Below are 14419 nucleotides of genomic sequence, written 5' to 3'. Positions count from 1 at the left end.
CGTTTCCTCGTGGCATGAATTATTTTTCATATGAATAGCGATTTTAATAATAAAGCTGTTGAAGCCAGCCCTACGTCGGACAAGCAATACTCACCCTCGTTCTGCGCCCAGCAGCTCAAAATTCTTGCTGATCCAAATCGCTTCGCTATTCTCAAGATTCTGCTCGACGGCCCTAAACACGTTTGGGAGTTAAATGCAGAACTGGCTCTGGAACAGAGTTTGCTCTCTCACCACCTGAGGATTTTGCGGCAACACGAGCTCGTCAAATCGCAGCGAGAGGGCAAAGCAGTCCTCTATTCCCTTGCTCCTGGTGTTCGGGTTCCTTCAGGGCAAGGACTTAACTTAAAGTGCTGCATTTTGTCCTTTGAGCGCCCGGTTTCATAGGACAACCAGAGTGAGGGTTACTCCCTTCTCTCCAAAAGGATTTTGCAGACAGGGGGGCTACAATCCTAACTGAACTGTCGTAATCAAAACATGTGCCGTCTACTCGGATATTTAGGGCCGCCTATTCCTCTAGATCGACTGCTCTACAAACCAGAACATTCCTTAATCGTGCAGAGCTATCAGCCGCGTGAGATGACGGCAGGGCTGCTCAATGCAGATGGCTTTGGCGTGGGTTGGTATCACACCAATCAGCAGGTGCCACCTTTTCGATATCGCAGTGTGCTGCCAATTTGGAATGACGTAAACCTACCTCCATTAAGTCGCTATGTAGAATCAGGCTGTGTTTTGGCTAGCGTCCGCAGTGCAACGCCAGGACTGGCAGTTGACTTGAGCAATTGTCAGCCTTTTCAGCAAGATCCTATCTTGGCGATTCATAATGGCTACATCGAAAACTTTCGACAAACGCTATATCGACCCATGCGCGATCGCCTGAGTGATGCGCTGTATGAGTCGATCCAAGGAATGACGGACTCCGAGCATTTGTTTGCCCTGCTGCTCAACGAATGGCACAATTCCCCCGGAATTAGCCTGGAAGCAGCACTACACAACACGCTGGTAACCGTCTTTGACCTGGCCCAGCTTTATCAGGTTTCAGCAGGCGCTAATTTGATTCTGGCGGATGGGCACCGTCTGGTCGCTTCTCGGTTTTCTAACCGATCGCCCGCCCCTTCCCTCTACTGGCTCAGGGACGATGCCTTCTTCCCTGAGGCAGTTGTGATTGCTTCCGAGCCGTTATTTGCTGGTAATTGGGTTGCTTGCCCAGAACGCAGCATTCTCAGTGTGGGAGAAGATCTTGATGTTCAAATCCAACAGTTCTGAATCAAAGTTTGATGGGAATGCGTCCGATCGCGTTTCCAATTTCCTAAACGAAAGCAGGAGCAAGCAGGTGTCTACCCGATTTCTGGGTCAAGATTCAAGCAATCGCGTCTCTACAAGAGGAGATCTGGGCGATCGCCGAGCACAGCTTCGGCAGCAGCTTCAGGCGTGTCGCGAAGCAACATTGGGACTTTTTGAAGGCGTAGACTACAGTAGTCTTTCCCGTCAGGCGCACCCCGACTTCAGCCCGATTGGGTGGCATTTGGGACACATCGCCTATACCGAAGCTTTCTGGATTCTAGAAAAGTGCGCCGGACAGCCGCCTCAGTTTCCGCAATACCATCGGCTATTTGCCGCAGACGGCTTACCCAAAGCAGAGCGAGCTAACCTGCCCACTCTGCCCGAGCTTTGCACTTACCTGGATGCCATTCGGGTCCAAGTCCTGACTTACCTTAAAACTGCTCCCGTCGATCAGCAAGAACGCCTCTGGCGCTGGCTCCTCCAGCACGAAAGCCAGCACAACGAGACCATTACCTTGGTACTTCAACTTCAGCAAGCAAAAGTATCAGGAATTGGCGATCGCCCCCAACCCTCAGCCCTCGACTCCCAACCCCCAACTCCCAACTCCTACCCCCCCATCCTCATCCCCGCCGGACACTTCGAGCAAGGCAGCAACTCCCTCAATGCCCTGGACAACGAACGCATGGTGCATCCCGTTTACCTGGATGACTACTGGATCGATCGGTATCCTGTCACCTGCGGACAATATCGCCAGTTCATCCAGGCAGGCGGCTATGAAGAATCAAAATGGTGGTCAGAAGCAGGTTGGCAATGGTTGCAGCAGCATCCAGTCAGCAAGCCGCTTTACTGGTCAGACAATCCGGAGTGGGAAGACCATCCCGTGTGTGGCGTAAGTTGGTATGAAGCAGAAGCCTACGCCAACTCTGTCGGCAAGCGATTGCCCACAGAAGCCGAATGGGAAAAGGCTGCCAGTTGGAATCCAGAGCTAGAACAGCGATGTACCTATGCCTGGGGTGAAGCTTTACCAACCTCCCGACACTGCAACCACGATCACTGGATCGGACACACCACACCCGTCGATGCCTATCCTGCGGGACGAAGCGCTTACGGCTGTGAAGATATGCTGGGCAACGTGTGGGAATGGACAGCGGATTGGTTTACAGGTTATTCCGGTTTTAAGCCTTTCCTGTATTCAGGCTACTCGCAGATTTACTTTGACGGACAGCACAAAGTTTTGCGGGGCGGCAGTTGGGCAACCCGTCCCTGGGCACTCCGCTCCACCTTTCGGAACTGGTATCACCCCGGTGTACGCCAAATTCTGGCGGGGTTTCGCTGTGTACAGGATCAGGCTCAGCAGTTTTAAGTATTTGTACTCGACTGCGGATAAACACCGGGCTAAGTCTCCGTGATCGTTCGCTAGTTGCCCTGGCGATTGCTAGTTAAATTTGTAACCAAGAAGTTTTACTAGTATCTGCGAGATTAACTATGCAACAGGCTTATCCGATGGCTTTAGGAATATTTTTGGGACTGCTAATTTCAAGTGGAATTGCGGCTGTCATTATGCGAAATACCGTGAGCGAATCTCAAGCAATCGTTAACTCTACACAAGTTGCCTCTGTAGTTTTGTCTGATCGTTAACTCTCCTACAAACTGCTGCTTTATACCAAATCCGTCCGTAGAGTAGCGGTATCGGTAGGGGTGAACCATTCGGTCACAATCCTTGCAACTGAAGCACAATTCTTTTGCCGAATGCTTCGTCGTACACCCAATATGCTTCTTTACGAAACGAATTCCGTATTAGAAGCGTATCTAGTTTGCAAGCTCTAGGTTGGCAACAAGGAAATAATGAGAAAAGTAAAAGTGCCCAGCATTGCGCTGGGCACTTTTTCACTACTGAATTAAACCGTTACTCTGTTAAACCGTTACTCGGCTCCGCTGCACCGTTGCTAGCGCTTCAACCAAGCTGCGAACAGCAGCAATCATTGCCACTTCGCTGTTCAGTTGATTAATTGCAGAGCCTACGCCTACACCCGATGCACCAGCGGCGATCGCCATTGGCACTGTCACGTTTGACAAACCAGAAGCGCACAGCACGGGCACAGAAACCGCACGGGAGATTTCATAAGCCGCCGCTAAAGTAGGCGCTGCTTTTTCGATCAATCCCAGTGTGCCAGAGTGGTTGGGGCTGCTGCTGGTGCCACCTTCTGTTTGAATAATGTCGGCTCCGGCGTTAACCAATTCCTCGGCAAGCTGTACCTGCTGGTCTAGCTCCAGGATATGGGGCACGGTGACTGAGAGGGTGATGTGAGGGAGGAGCGATCGCGTCCGATGAGTGAGTTCCAGCACTTCTGCTGCTTCAAATCGCCGCCCCTGAGCATAAAACGCATCAAAATTCCCGATTTCAATCAAATCGGCTCCCGCTTCTACAGCAGTCACAAATTGCTCTGGCTCGACTGCTGAAACGCAAATCGGTAGTCCAGTAAGCTGTTTTGCCAGCCGTACCAGATCTGGGTCAGCGGCCAAGTCAACGAACGTTGCACCACCGCAATCTGCTGCCTTGACAATCGCTGCAACTCGGTCGGAGTTGAAATTGGTTAAACCACTAATGACTTTGAGGGCATTGCCTCGACTGAGGGAACTCTGAAGAGAGGGATGAATGGTCATAAAGTCTTCCCGAATTTGGCAAATCGTAGGATCATTTTGCCGCATTAATGCCAACCTTGCTGAAGATCATCTGATTTTTTCCAAACTGATTTTGAGAAATAAAGCGATTCCCAACCGCACCCACTCTCTGGCACTACCAATTTAAAGAAGAGATTTAACCCGATGGACGTTAAAGAACTGTTAGCGCGCTACGAGATGAAAGAGCGCAATTTTGCCAAAATTGACCTCCATCGAGCGGTGTTAAGGGGGATTAGCTTAAGCGGCGTAGACTTGTCTGGAGCAGACTTATCTGAGGCAGACCTGGCAGGCGCAAACCTTCGAGGCTCCAGCTTGAGCGGCGCGAATTTGACAGGTGCTAATTTGCAGGATGCCATCTTGAATCAGGTCATCCTGATTGACGCTGATTTAACAAATGCTGACTTGACCGGCGCAAACCTGTGGGGCGCAAACTTGAGTGGGCTGAACCTTCACAGCACTAAATTGAAGCGAGTCAATTTCAAGGGAGCTAACCTGTATCGAGCGATTTTGGGAAGTGACCTAACGAGTGCCAACCTAACGAGTGCCAACCTGAGTTGGGCAATTTTATCAGGAACAGATCTGAGCCAAGCAATCTTGACGGAAGCTGACCTAAGTGGCGCGAACCTATGGGGAGCTAATCTGAGTGAGGCAAAGTTAAGAGGCGCGAACTTGAATGCCGCAGACTTGGGTGAAGTAAACCTATCGAATGCTGACCTGACCAAAGCACAACTCATCGGTGCGAAGCTAGCAGGAGTAAATTTTGCTGGAACTTATTTGAACGGAGCAGATTTAAGAGGCACTGGGTTAACAGAATCTGACTGGAGTGAAGCGATTGTGTTTGATCGAGTCATTTGCGATCGCTAATTAACTAGACCTCTTGCATGAATCAAGAGAAGAGCTGAAAGTAGATTAGCCCTACTGAAATGAATGACTCATGCTCTACCAGCAAATCCAAACCCTGAACCCAGTTGTTTTTCGCCGGGCATGTGGAGTGAAGCGAGAAACGTTCCAAGCGATGAGTGCTGTGCTCAGCCCGGAGTTAAACCGACAGGGAAAGCGCGGCGGACAAAATCGCCTGAGGGTGGAAGACCAGTTGCTGATAACGTTGTATTACTGGCGACACTACCGCACCCAGTTTGACATTGGCTTAGAGTTTGGGGTGTCGGAAGCGACGGTGTGCCGCACCATCGATAAAGTAGAAGCATTGTTGGTGAAGTCAGGGCAATTTCGGCTGCCTGGCAAACGGCAACTGCGCCAAGGCGAGAGCGAGTGGGAGGCGGTCGTCGTAGATGTCACAGAGGTGGCAATTGAGCGTCCCCAAAAAAACAGCGTGCCTACTACAGCAGCAAGCACAAACGGCACACGCTGAAAGCCCAAGTCGTGATTGACCTGGAGCGGGGGCAGTTTCTCGCCGTTGCCACGGGCAAAGGACGTACCCACGACTTGCGCTTGTTCGAGCACAGTGACGTGCACTTGAGCAAGGAGGTGCTGTGTTTAGCGGACAAGGGTTACCAAGGCATTGCTAAACTCCACCCTAACAGTATTACGCCGCAGAAAAAGCCTCGGAAACAACGCTTGAGTGATGCGAACAAACAGGCGAATCGGGCTTTAGCCCGGCTGCGGGTCAAGGTGGAGCATAGCATTCGTCGGCTGAAGCGTTTCCGCATCTTATCGGGGCGCTATCGCAATCGGCGACGGCACTTCACGCGCAGAGTGCATTTGCTCGCAGGCATCCTCAACTTTGAGTTGGCTCTCGCTTGCTGATTCGTGCAAGAAGTCTACTCATTAATCAAAAAAACTAATCACTATTCAACCCTATTTGGTCTGTACTTTACTCTAGACAGGGATCTTTCCCGCACTAGGAAGAAATCAAACAGGGATCTTTGTTAATGTCTAGACTAACTGAAGCAACGCTAAGTTGAGCCACCCCATTAACGTAACTTCCAGACCTAACACAGGAGGCGATTTTCAGCCCTGGATAGGTTCAATGACGTTTGACTCTACAACCAACTTTTTTTGACCGCACCCCCAACACTGACACTGATATTCCTGGCGATCGCTACGACTTCATCTCCGTCGCAGCACACGAATTGGGTCATGTCTTGGGCTTCTCCAATGGCGCAGGTGGCATCAATGCATTTTTCAACTTAACAGATGAAGAGAACTTCATTGGCCGTAACGCCAGAGCTAGAAATGGTGGTAGACCAATTCCTCTAGAGTTTTTTGGAAGTAGCCACGTCAAAGAGGGCTATCAGCATGGCGGTTCAGGCAAAACCTTGATGGAAGCCAGGTTCGGTCAGGGAGTGCGATCGCGCCCAACTGCTCTGGATGCCGCTATCCTGGATGACATTGGCTATCAGATTAACTACAACGCTACGTTTAGAAACCCTGCCCCCCGACGTGTTGCCAGCCAGCGCTCTAGCTTGGACATTGTCGCGGGTGTGCCCGCAGCGGCTTCAACCTATGCCTATGCCTACTGCGGTTGCTCAAGCTGCCTCATGTCTAACAGCCAGCATTAGATAGACAATTTACAGCATATAGACCTCTACAGCCTGAGTAAGTTATCTCAAAGCTTTCACAGGTGCAAGGGGTAACGAGAAGCGGAAGGTGCTGCCTTTGTTTAGTTCGCTTTCGACTTCGATGGTGCCGCCCTGAAGCTCAACCAGTCGGCGAGAGATAGCTAGACCAATGCCTGTGCCGCCAGAGTGGCGATCGCGCGATCGGTCTGCCCGCCAAAATCGCTCAAACACATGTGGCAAATCCTCAGGAGCAATGCCCAAACCTGTGTCCACGATGGCAATCCAGAGCTTATTTGTGCCCTGGTAGACCTGAATTTGAATTGCACCTGATGGCGTATAGCGCAAAGCATTACTGAGCAAATTGACTAAAACCTGCTCGACGCGCCCTGGATCTGCTAGCACCAGAGGCGTATCGGGCGGGTAGTACAACTGAATTTTGGGGCTATTTTCTTCCAAAAGCTGGTCGGAAAACTTCTGCACTAGCGAAGTCAGCATCGGCTTTAAATCGACGGGCTGCACGTCAATGGGCAAGTAACCTGCTTCCATCTTGGAAAGCTCTTGTAGGTCGTTGACTAGCCGCCGCATTCGGCTGGTTTCCCTTGCCAGCAGGTGATAAACATCTTCGGTTGGGTCAATTGTGCCGTCCGCCAACCCTTCCAGGTAGCCTTCCAGGACGGTCAGCGGCGTTCGCAGTTCGTGGGTCAGGTCGCTAACCAATTCTCGTCGTCGCTGCTCCACGCCTTCTAGCTCAGCCGCCATCCGGTTAAAGCTGGAGGCTAGTTGGTTTAGCTCTGGAATTTCGTAAGCGGGAACCCGTTCTTCTAAATTTCCGGTAGAAAACTTCTTAGTAATCTCCTCCATTTGAATCAACGGTTGCACAATTCGCTTAGATACCAAATAGCTCAAGCCACCCGCCGCAGTCGCTCCCAACACGACTGACCAGACTGCGCCACGGCTCCAAGCTGACTCAAACCCTTGAATCAGTTGAGTTCGCACCTGCCGAACGCTATAGCCTTCTCCTTCGATGCGCTCCAGGTAGACCACAAAGAACCGGGGTGAGGAGAATTTGCCGATGGTAGTCAGCGTCAACAGTCCCACAATCATCACAATGACGTGGGAAAGAAATAGGCGCGATCGCAGTCCAAGCTTTGCCATTGGTGGGGGCGGGGGTGGAGGGCATGGATGCAGGTGAAGAATGTAGGAACGGGGTTGGAGCAGTGACCAGCTACCAGCTTAGCCTGCTGGTGTGTCTTCAAATTTGTAGCCTACTCCGATGACCGTTTTGACGAACGTAGGATTGGCAGGGTCAGGTTCAATTTTTTTGCGCAGGCGGGCAACATGAGTATCCACAACCCGCTCATCCCCAAAAAAGTCGCTGCCCCACAGTTTTTCGATCAGCTGAGTCCGGTTCCAGACACGACCAGGGTAGCTCATGAACGTAGTTAGCAACTCAAACTCCAGCGCAGTCAGGTCGAGTGGTTCTAATTCCTGGTTGTCAAGTTGACGATGCGCGAGCCGCTGATCCATATCGATGGAAAAGTGCTGGGTGTGGTAAGTTTGGCTCTGCCCACCCTGGCGCAAGGTGCGCCGCAGCAATGCCCGCACACGGGCAACCAGTTCTCTAGGGCTAAAGGGCTTCACCATGTAGTCATCTGCCCCAGTAGAAAGACCAATGATGCGGTCAAGTTCTTCGCCCTTGGCAGTCAGCATCAGAATGTAGGGGTCTTTGCTCCCTGGCTTTTGGCGAATCCGGGCGCACACTTCTAAGCCATCCAGCCCAGGAATCATCAGGTCGAGGATGATCAGGTCGGGTTTTTGCTCCTGAAAAATCTCGATCGCCGTAATGCCATCTCGACAGGTGCGGCAGGAAAATCCTTCCTTCTCTAGATAAAGTTGGATGAGCTGAGCGATCTCAGCTTCGTCTTCAACAATGAGAATATCCATGCTAGATAGCGTAATTTTCTAGAAAAATTGCTCAACCGTAGGACAGATTAAACCAGATTGTGTAAATTGGTCTGGAGTGTGGCTATGAGTCCTGATTATCCACTGGTACAGACTACTGGCATAGACTATTGAACTCAAACAAAATCCAACACTTGGGTGTGGCATGAAAACAGCAATACGCCGGGATGAGATGGAAGTTTTGGGACATCGACTGCAAGCAGAAGTGCAAATGCAGTTTCCCCTAAGGATTCCGCTTCAGGTGAAATGCGCGATCAAGCAGCAAACGCTGATTATTTTGGCTCAACACGCTTATGAGGTTTCGCCCAATCCCTGGAGAACGTTTGAGGTTTTTGAGCAGACTGTCCGGCAAGCTTATCCTGATCTTATTCGATCGGCGATCGCCTCTCCTGGAACTCTAGTAGTCCGATTTTATCTCCGCATTGCGGGGGAACACGAACCCTATGCGGCAGATGGATTTGAGCTAGATCCATTCCCAGCGGATAGAGCGCTGGATGGTGTGCAGCAAGCAGGAATTGCTGGCAGTCCTCAACATCAGAATGCTGTCATACTGAGCTTACCTGCTGTTCCAGCAACTAGCGTGCAAGCAACTGACGCAAAAGCAGTTAGCAGCAAAGCAGTTAGCACTCAAGCAGACGATTTAGATTTGTCCGATGGGAGCACTGCGGCAGCAGAGGAAGAATTGGCGGTTGATGAGATTGCTGCAATTGATGCAATTGCAGCAACCCAAGAGAATGAGGTTCCAGGTGAAGCAACTGAAGCTGCCAATTTAGCTGCCAATTTAGAAGCTGACTCCCTGAAGGCTGACCCTGTAGAAGCTGACTCTCTAAAGGCAGAGCCTTTAGAAGCTAATCATCTAGAGACAAGCAGCCATTTAGAAACGAGCAGTTCAGATGCTACCGAGCTTGCGGTGCTGTATGAGGCTGAGTCAAACTCCGAATCTGATTCTGAGCTAAGTACTGATGTAGCTGTACCTACGGCTCATTCCAGGTCAACTTTCCTCTCTCGCTTGCCCGTGTCAATGGTGGGATTGGGAGCTGCGGCAGGACTATTTGCCTTGGCTGGCAGCTTGTACATGCTGACTCGTCCTTGTGTCATTGGCGCGTGTGTGCCACTGCAAACGGCTCAACGGCTCAGTCAGGAAGCGGCTCAATTGGCGCAGGCTAACTCGTCAGCAATGGATGTGAGTGAGGCTTATCAAAAGCTGGCAGAAGGGAGCTATCTACTAGGCACAATTCCGCAATGGTCAGGGGAATATGCCGAAGCACAAGCTTTGCTACAAGTTTATGGAAGGCAATCTGAGGCATTGGGGCAGGTCGTCACAGCGCTGCAAACTGCGAATGAAGCGGCCCATGCGAGTCAAAATCCACCTCATCCGTTAAGCAGGTGGGAGGAAATTCGGGGAATGTGGGAAGGGGCGATCGCCCCCCTCGAGCAGGTTTCGCCAAACCATCCCATTTACCCATTAGCCCAGCAAAAGCTGACAGAATATCAGGCTAGCCTGAGCATGATTAATCAGCGGATTGTGATCGAACAGCAAGCACAAGACAAAATCAAGCTTGCTAGAGATACCGCTCGTCTGGCTGAAGCGCGGGAAGGTGTAGCTGACTCCCCTGAAAGCTGGCAGTTAGCTCATGTCACCTGGCAGGTCGTCGTCAACCTATTGCAGCAGATTCCCAGTGGCACGATGGCTCACGCCGAAGCTGAACAGCTTTTAGCAATCTATCAACCCAGACTGGACGAGGCAGGCGATCGCCGACTGCAAGAAGAAATCTCAGCCAAAGCCTACAACCAGGCGCTATCTATGGCAGAAGCAGCCCGTCAGCTAGAACAGCAAAACCAGTGGTCACAGGCAGTCAGCCAATGGCGCAGCGCCCTTGCCAACGCTGAACAGATCCCAACGGGAACGAGCTATCACGGTCAGGTACAGCCTCTGGTCAACTCATACACAACTTCCCTATCGCAGGCGCAGGAAACGCTCAGGTCTGCTGTCGCCCGGGGAAATGCTCAAGCTCAACTAGAGCAAACCTGCGCTGGAGCAGTCCGAGTTTGCACCTTTACGCTGACGGGCAAAGAAATTCAGGTAAACATTACACCCGACTACGATCAGGCCATCGAACAGGCGATCGCCAACGGACAAGCGGCAGGCAACCCCAACGTTCAGGCAGAAGCAGCAGCCCATAGCAATGCACTACTGCGAGCGTTGGCAGATATTAGCGAGAGTACACAAGTGCCACTCGAACTTTACAATGCTGACGGTTCCCTATTTGGCACTTATGTCCCTGAGCTGTCGGGCTACGTGCCACGTCAGGCATCCTAGAAAACTAAGAGGACCAAGCCTATCGCAGCCTGAGAGGCATCAAATCAATCTCATGAATTTTAGGATGCAGCTCATCACCGTCTAGCTCAACCGTGTAAGCAACCCCCCAAAGGGAAGTCATCTTCGGTTCGCTGACAATGGTTCCTGTTCTGCCGTTGAGATGATAAGGCGGCATAAGTCGGTTGACTTGAATTCTGACGCGATCGCCCGGTTTGAATTTTGCTGTTTGCATGATGCACCTCCACCTCGAAAGGATGAAGGATGAAGAGTAGGAAATAGATGGCAGGTGGCAAGTAGGGGGAAACCGGTTTACCCCCCCATCTACCACCGTCTGTTTGATAAGCAATTTGACAAGCAATGAGATTGGCAAACAATAAGAATCTGGATTCTGCGGAACTGTATAGAAGACTACTAGTTAGATCCTAGCTAGCTTCCTGGTGAAGTGAGGATATTGTGTGACAATTATTACAGTGGCAGAGATACTACTACGTCTTTACCCGGCTTTGCCCCAGAGCAAATCAGCAGTTGATAGGGCAGCAAAAACCAAAAATAACAGCCCTCCTAAACTCGTAATCGTTCGTTCTGAGATGCGATTGGCAATAAATTTGCCGCCCAGGACGGCGATCGCCGCGCAAATGGCGTGCCCCAATATCGCCCCAAGTGCTACCCCAACGGGAGGTTTAGCCGCCGCTAATGCAATCGTCGCAATCTGAGTGCGATCGCCCCATTCTGCTAAAAAAGTTAGCGTAAATGCCTCTAGCACAATAGCCAGGTCAGTATAGTGTTTGGGCAATTTAGACTCCGCCTGGTTTACCACTTCCACCGCTTCCTGCTGTTCAGCCAAGCTACACGCTGTGGTCATCTGGCTCGCGTCGTACAGTAGCTTTAAGCCAAACCCGATGAATAAAAGAATTTCAGCATACCTGACATAAATCGCAGGCAAAAAGGAAACTGCTTGTCCAACCAGCACTGATAAAACCGTCATGACGGCTAGAGCGGTGATAGCTCCCACAAAGACAAATCGCCGCGAATGGCGCATTGCCAAAATTACAGCGATAAAGAAAGTCTTATCGCCCAACTCCTGAACTGTAATCAGTAAAAGACCGGCTGTAAAAGCAGCTAACATGCTCCTGTATTCCCTCAGATAGGTGTAGCAGTCTGAAGGAACCTGATGGGCATAATGCTTCACCAAGTTCACCTCAGATGTGAACTCAGTGAAGGTCTCGCTTGCGAAAAGCTGTAAATCGCTAAATCGTCATCTGAACCAGGCTCATCGCCAGCATGTTGACTCAGATGGGCTGGCAACTCGTACCAGCAGCTACTCCCCTTCAAGTAGCATCATTATACACGGCTTGATTGAATGTTCAAGTGTAAGCCTGGAGCCAACTCCATGATAGGTTGATAAAGATTAACTAAAGTTTCAGTAGCGAAGTTAGGGGATAGGAGTAAGGCATGGGCGCGAGCCATCGTGGGGTAACAGTTTGGTTTACTGGGTTAAGCGGTGCAGGCAAGACAACGATTCGGATGGCAGTCGAGAAAGAACTGCGATCGCAAGGTTGTAAAGTCGAGGTGCTAGACGGCGACATCGTCCGGCAAAATCTGACCAAAGGCTTAGGCTTTAGCAAAGCTGATCGGGACGAAAACATCCGTCGCATCGGCTTTGTCTCTCACTTGCTGACTCGAAATGGTGTTATTGTCCTCGTTTCCGCCATCTCGCCCTACCGCGATATCAGAGACGAAGTGAGACATAAAATTAGCGATTTCATTGAAGTTTACGTCAATGCGCCACTAGAGGTTTGTGAGCAGAGGGATGTAAAAGGACTCTACGAAAAGGCCCGTGCTGGTCAGATCAAACATTTCACCGGAATTGACGATCCCTACGAACCGCCGCTCAATGCCGAGGTAGAGTGCCAAACTCATCTACATAGCCTAGAAGAATGTGTCGCCCAGGTTCTGGCTAAGCTACAAGAAGTTGGCTACACTACAGAGCTTCAGACATCTAATGTTTGATCTGCAAAGGGTTGCTTGCTCGCCAGAGGATACAGCATCTAGAGAGTTCGGGTGATTTCGAGAGCCAGTGCCTTGCAATCCAGCCTCTGGTTCTGTGGCTTATAGACACCATAAGAGCTGCGACAAAGCGCAGGAGAGCTAAGCTCTCCTGCGCTTTGTCATGACTGGATAGTATTTCCAGAGAATGTCTTTACGAAAACTATTTGCATTAAAACAAAAACTATGCAAACATAATAGGTAACAGATAGTTCTAGCCCAAACAATAACAACTAGAAGCTTCTGTGAGCCGTTCAACTCTCGAAAATCTACTTGCTGCTGTACTTACCTTTGCGACAGCCAATCAGATTTAGAGACAGCCAGTCTTATCGATTATTTAGGAGACAACACCATGAAACGCTACATCCTCACCAGCCTTTCTGTTTTGGCTCTCTCTGCCTATGCTACTCCTGGTTTTGCTTTAAGCGATCGCTTTGATGAAGCCCGCCGCGAAAACCTAGACAAAGGCATTTCTGCTGAAGTCAGCCTCACCGATCGCTTCGACGAAGCCCGCCGTGAAAATCTGGACAAAGGCATTTCCAACGAAGTCAGCCTTACCGATCGCTTTGACGAAGCCCGCCGTGAAAATCTGGACAAAGGCATTTCTACCGAAGTCAGCCTTACCGATCGCTTCGATGAAGCTCGCCGCGAAAATCTAGACAAAGGCGTTTCTACCGAAGTTAGCCTTACCGATCGCTTCGATGAAGCCCGCCGCGAAAACTTGGACAGATAGTTAACTCATCAACTTCCAATGCTGATAACTCTACAGCTTCGTTAGCGCACTAGAGTTGCTGTCTAATACATTGCCCAGTCTACGACTGGGCATTTTTATTGATATCAACTAGCACAAATTAACAGCGCCTATCATCTCAAAACTGATGGCTGTCCTAACTAAAACTGACGTGTGCGTAGCAGCTCAGCATAGGCTGTTGCTGTCTCCTTCATATCCTGATACTCTTCCCGAATTCTCTTGTATTGGTGATCAATGGTCACACTGTCACTCAAAAGCAGAGTTGGGTCATAGCCAGCAACTTGCCTACCAATCAGAACTTCTCGAATAAAACGAACATAAACCTGCTGTAGTTCTTCTGCCTTATCTAGCAAATTTTCTACCTGAAGCAGAGCTCTTTCATAAATTTCCTGCTGACTAGCATAAAAATCTGACGTAGCTACTAGCTCAAGCAGTTCGTTAATCTTGTGCCATTGTCTTCTTAAATTCAGAATTTCTGGCTCAACAAATTGAATATGCTCCTTCATCAAGAAAGCAAGTTCTTGAGCTATTTTGAGATTTATTCTGCCCTGCCCTGCCCCCCGTGAAGTAGGAATACGAATGAATCGTAGATCATGCCAGGAGTAAATGTACTGCACATCACCATCGGGTGTCAGTTTCGGAAAAACAACTCGAATTCTGCGATTTGCATTGGACTCAAAAAAGACACCTAAATCACCTAACGGTAAGTTGGGGTAGCGAGTACTTGCTCCATCTACTTCTAAAATAGGACTACTCCTAATTCGCTTTAGCTTCTGATTAGGGTAGAAGACGAAGTAGTATAGACCACCTAAAAGAATTAGGGTAAATATTGTACCTGTGATCATTTGAAGCAAGTTT

16 protein-coding genes are annotated in these 14419 nt (G+C 50.0%); 10 read left to right on the top strand and 6 right to left on the bottom strand.

Annotated features, from left to right (window positions below; genetic code table 11):
- Window positions 1-30: 30 nt before the first annotated feature.
- From H6F88_RS02760 to H6F88_RS02745, 4 genes are all read left to right on the top strand, one after another.
- On the top strand, window positions 31-384 hold the full coding sequence (locus H6F88_RS02760; RefSeq protein WP_190641210.1) for a metalloregulator ArsR/SmtB family transcription factor: 354 nt from the start codon (window positions 31-33) through the stop codon (window positions 382-384).
- 90 nt (window positions 385-474) lie between these two features.
- Complete coding sequence (gene egtC, locus H6F88_RS02755; RefSeq protein WP_190641209.1) at window positions 475-1263, top strand: ergothioneine biosynthesis protein EgtC; 789 nt, start codon at window positions 475-477, stop codon at window positions 1261-1263.
- Window positions 1264-1387: 124 nt separating this feature from the next.
- Entirely contained in the window at window positions 1388-2644 is a 1257-nt protein-coding gene (locus H6F88_RS02750; protein ID WP_347277658.1) for an SUMF1/EgtB/PvdO family nonheme iron enzyme, read from the top strand.
- Between the two features lie 122 nt (window positions 2645-2766).
- Window positions 2767-2919, top strand: coding sequence for a hypothetical protein (locus H6F88_RS02745; protein ID WP_190641207.1), 153 nt, complete (start codon window positions 2767-2769; stop codon window positions 2917-2919).
- Window positions 2920-3195: 276 nt separating this feature from the next.
- Here H6F88_RS02745 and H6F88_RS02740 read toward each other — a convergent pair whose 3' ends face one another.
- Window positions 3196-3945 (bottom strand): DUF561 domain-containing protein, encoded by a 750-nt coding sequence (locus H6F88_RS02740; protein WP_190641425.1) that lies wholly within the window; start codon window positions 3943-3945, stop codon window positions 3196-3198.
- Between the two features lie 162 nt (window positions 3946-4107).
- Between H6F88_RS02740 and H6F88_RS33840 the strand changes: the two genes are divergently transcribed.
- From H6F88_RS33840 to H6F88_RS02725, 3 genes are all read left to right on the top strand, one after another.
- Window positions 4108-4827 (top strand): pentapeptide repeat-containing protein, encoded by a 720-nt coding sequence (locus H6F88_RS33840; protein ID WP_190641206.1) that lies wholly within the window; start codon window positions 4108-4110, stop codon window positions 4825-4827.
- A 70-nt stretch (window positions 4828-4897) separates the two neighbouring features.
- A protein-coding gene (locus H6F88_RS02730; protein WP_242050363.1) for an IS5 family transposase occupies window positions 4898-5727 on the top strand; the annotation gives its coding sequence in 2 pieces (ribosomal slippage) (window positions 4898-5288 and window positions 5288-5727; 831 coding nt in all).
- 230 nt (window positions 5728-5957) lie between these two features.
- On the top strand, window positions 5958-6482 hold the full coding sequence (locus H6F88_RS02725; RefSeq protein ID WP_190641205.1) for a hypothetical protein: 525 nt from the start codon (window positions 5958-5960) through the stop codon (window positions 6480-6482).
- Window positions 6483-6524: 42 nt separating this feature from the next.
- On the opposite strand, the gene H6F88_RS02720 is transcribed toward H6F88_RS02725, so the two are convergent.
- Together H6F88_RS02720 and H6F88_RS02715 are read right to left on the bottom strand one after the other, a co-directional pair.
- Window positions 6525-7637, bottom strand: coding sequence for a HAMP domain-containing sensor histidine kinase (locus H6F88_RS02720; RefSeq protein WP_190641204.1), 1113 nt, complete (start codon window positions 7635-7637; stop codon window positions 6525-6527).
- Between the two features lie 78 nt (window positions 7638-7715).
- Window positions 7716-8426, bottom strand: a complete 711-nt coding sequence (locus H6F88_RS02715) for a response regulator transcription factor (protein ID WP_190641203.1) — start codon at window positions 8424-8426, stop codon at window positions 7716-7718.
- 163 nt (window positions 8427-8589) lie between these two features.
- Between H6F88_RS02715 and H6F88_RS02710 the strand changes: the two genes are divergently transcribed.
- A complete protein-coding gene (locus H6F88_RS02710; RefSeq protein WP_190641202.1) occupies window positions 8590-10764 on the top strand; it encodes a hypothetical protein in 2175 nt (724 codons plus the stop codon).
- Window positions 10765-10783: 19 nt separating this feature from the next.
- On the opposite strand, the gene H6F88_RS02705 is transcribed toward H6F88_RS02710, so the two are convergent.
- Both H6F88_RS02705 and H6F88_RS02700 read right to left on the bottom strand, forming a co-directional pair.
- Entirely contained in the window at window positions 10784-10996 is a 213-nt protein-coding gene (locus H6F88_RS02705) for a hypothetical protein (protein WP_190641201.1), read from the bottom strand.
- Window positions 10997-11257: 261 nt separating this feature from the next.
- The gene (locus H6F88_RS02700; RefSeq protein WP_190641424.1) at window positions 11258-11890 is read right to left on the bottom strand and encodes a TMEM165/GDT1 family protein; all 633 of its coding nucleotides are present in this window, start codon (window positions 11888-11890) and stop codon (window positions 11258-11260) included.
- A 326-nt stretch (window positions 11891-12216) separates the two neighbouring features.
- Here H6F88_RS02700 and cysC point away from each other — a divergent pair, with 326 nt between their 5' ends.
- Window positions 12217-12774, top strand: coding sequence for an adenylyl-sulfate kinase (gene cysC, locus H6F88_RS02695; RefSeq protein WP_190641200.1), 558 nt, complete (start codon window positions 12217-12219; stop codon window positions 12772-12774).
- Between the two features lie 388 nt (window positions 12775-13162).
- Window positions 13163-13543 (top strand): hypothetical protein, encoded by a 381-nt coding sequence (locus H6F88_RS02690; protein WP_190641199.1) that lies wholly within the window; start codon window positions 13163-13165, stop codon window positions 13541-13543.
- 158 nt (window positions 13544-13701) lie between these two features.
- On the opposite strand, the gene H6F88_RS02685 is transcribed toward H6F88_RS02690, so the two are convergent.
- Entirely contained in the window at window positions 13702-14406 is a 705-nt protein-coding gene (locus H6F88_RS02685) for a hypothetical protein (RefSeq protein ID WP_190641198.1), read from the bottom strand.
- Window positions 14407-14419 lie beyond the last annotated feature (13 nt).

This window comes from Oculatella sp. FACHB-28, assembly GCF_014696015.1.
Classification (GTDB): domain Bacteria; phylum Cyanobacteriota; class Cyanobacteriia; order Elainellales; family Elainellaceae; genus JAAUTN01.
This window is presented reverse-complemented; position numbering and strand designations above follow the sequence as displayed.

What these genes read in the sequence shown, in the direction of transcription:
- H6F88_RS02760 (WP_190641210.1), top strand. Translation starts at nt 31, where the DNA reads ATGAATAGCGATTTTAATAATAAAGCTGTTGAAGCCAGCCCTACGTCG.
- egtC (WP_190641209.1), top strand. Translation starts at nt 475, where the DNA reads ATGTGCCGTCTACTCGGATATTTAGGGCCGCCTATTCCTCTAGATCGA.
- H6F88_RS02745 (WP_190641207.1), top strand. Translation starts at nt 2,767, where the DNA reads ATGCAACAGGCTTATCCGATGGCTTTAGGAATATTTTTGGGACTGCTA.
- H6F88_RS02740 (WP_190641425.1), bottom strand. Translation starts at nt 3,945, where the DNA reads ATGACCATTCATCCCTCTCTTCAGAGTTCCCTCAGTCGAGGCAATGCC.
- H6F88_RS33840 (WP_190641206.1), top strand. Translation starts at nt 4,108, where the DNA reads ATGGACGTTAAAGAACTGTTAGCGCGCTACGAGATGAAAGAGCGCAAT.
- H6F88_RS02720 (WP_190641204.1), bottom strand. Translation starts at nt 7,637, where the DNA reads ATGGCAAAGCTTGGACTGCGATCGCGCCTATTTCTTTCCCACGTCATT.
- H6F88_RS02715 (WP_190641203.1), bottom strand. Translation starts at nt 8,426, where the DNA reads ATGGATATTCTCATTGTTGAAGACGAAGCTGAGATCGCTCAGCTCATC.
- H6F88_RS02710 (WP_190641202.1), top strand. Translation starts at nt 8,590, where the DNA reads ATGAAAACAGCAATACGCCGGGATGAGATGGAAGTTTTGGGACATCGA.
- H6F88_RS02705 (WP_190641201.1), bottom strand. Translation starts at nt 10,996, where the DNA reads ATGCAAACAGCAAAATTCAAACCGGGCGATCGCGTCAGAATTCAAGTC.
- H6F88_RS02700 (WP_190641424.1), bottom strand. Translation starts at nt 11,890, where the DNA reads ATGTTAGCTGCTTTTACAGCCGGTCTTTTACTGATTACAGTTCAGGAG.
- cysC (WP_190641200.1), top strand. Translation starts at nt 12,217, where the DNA reads ATGGGCGCGAGCCATCGTGGGGTAACAGTTTGGTTTACTGGGTTAAGC.
- H6F88_RS02690 (WP_190641199.1), top strand. Translation starts at nt 13,163, where the DNA reads ATGAAACGCTACATCCTCACCAGCCTTTCTGTTTTGGCTCTCTCTGCC.
- H6F88_RS02685 (WP_190641198.1), bottom strand. Translation starts at nt 14,406, where the DNA reads ATGATCACAGGTACAATATTTACCCTAATTCTTTTAGGTGGTCTATAC.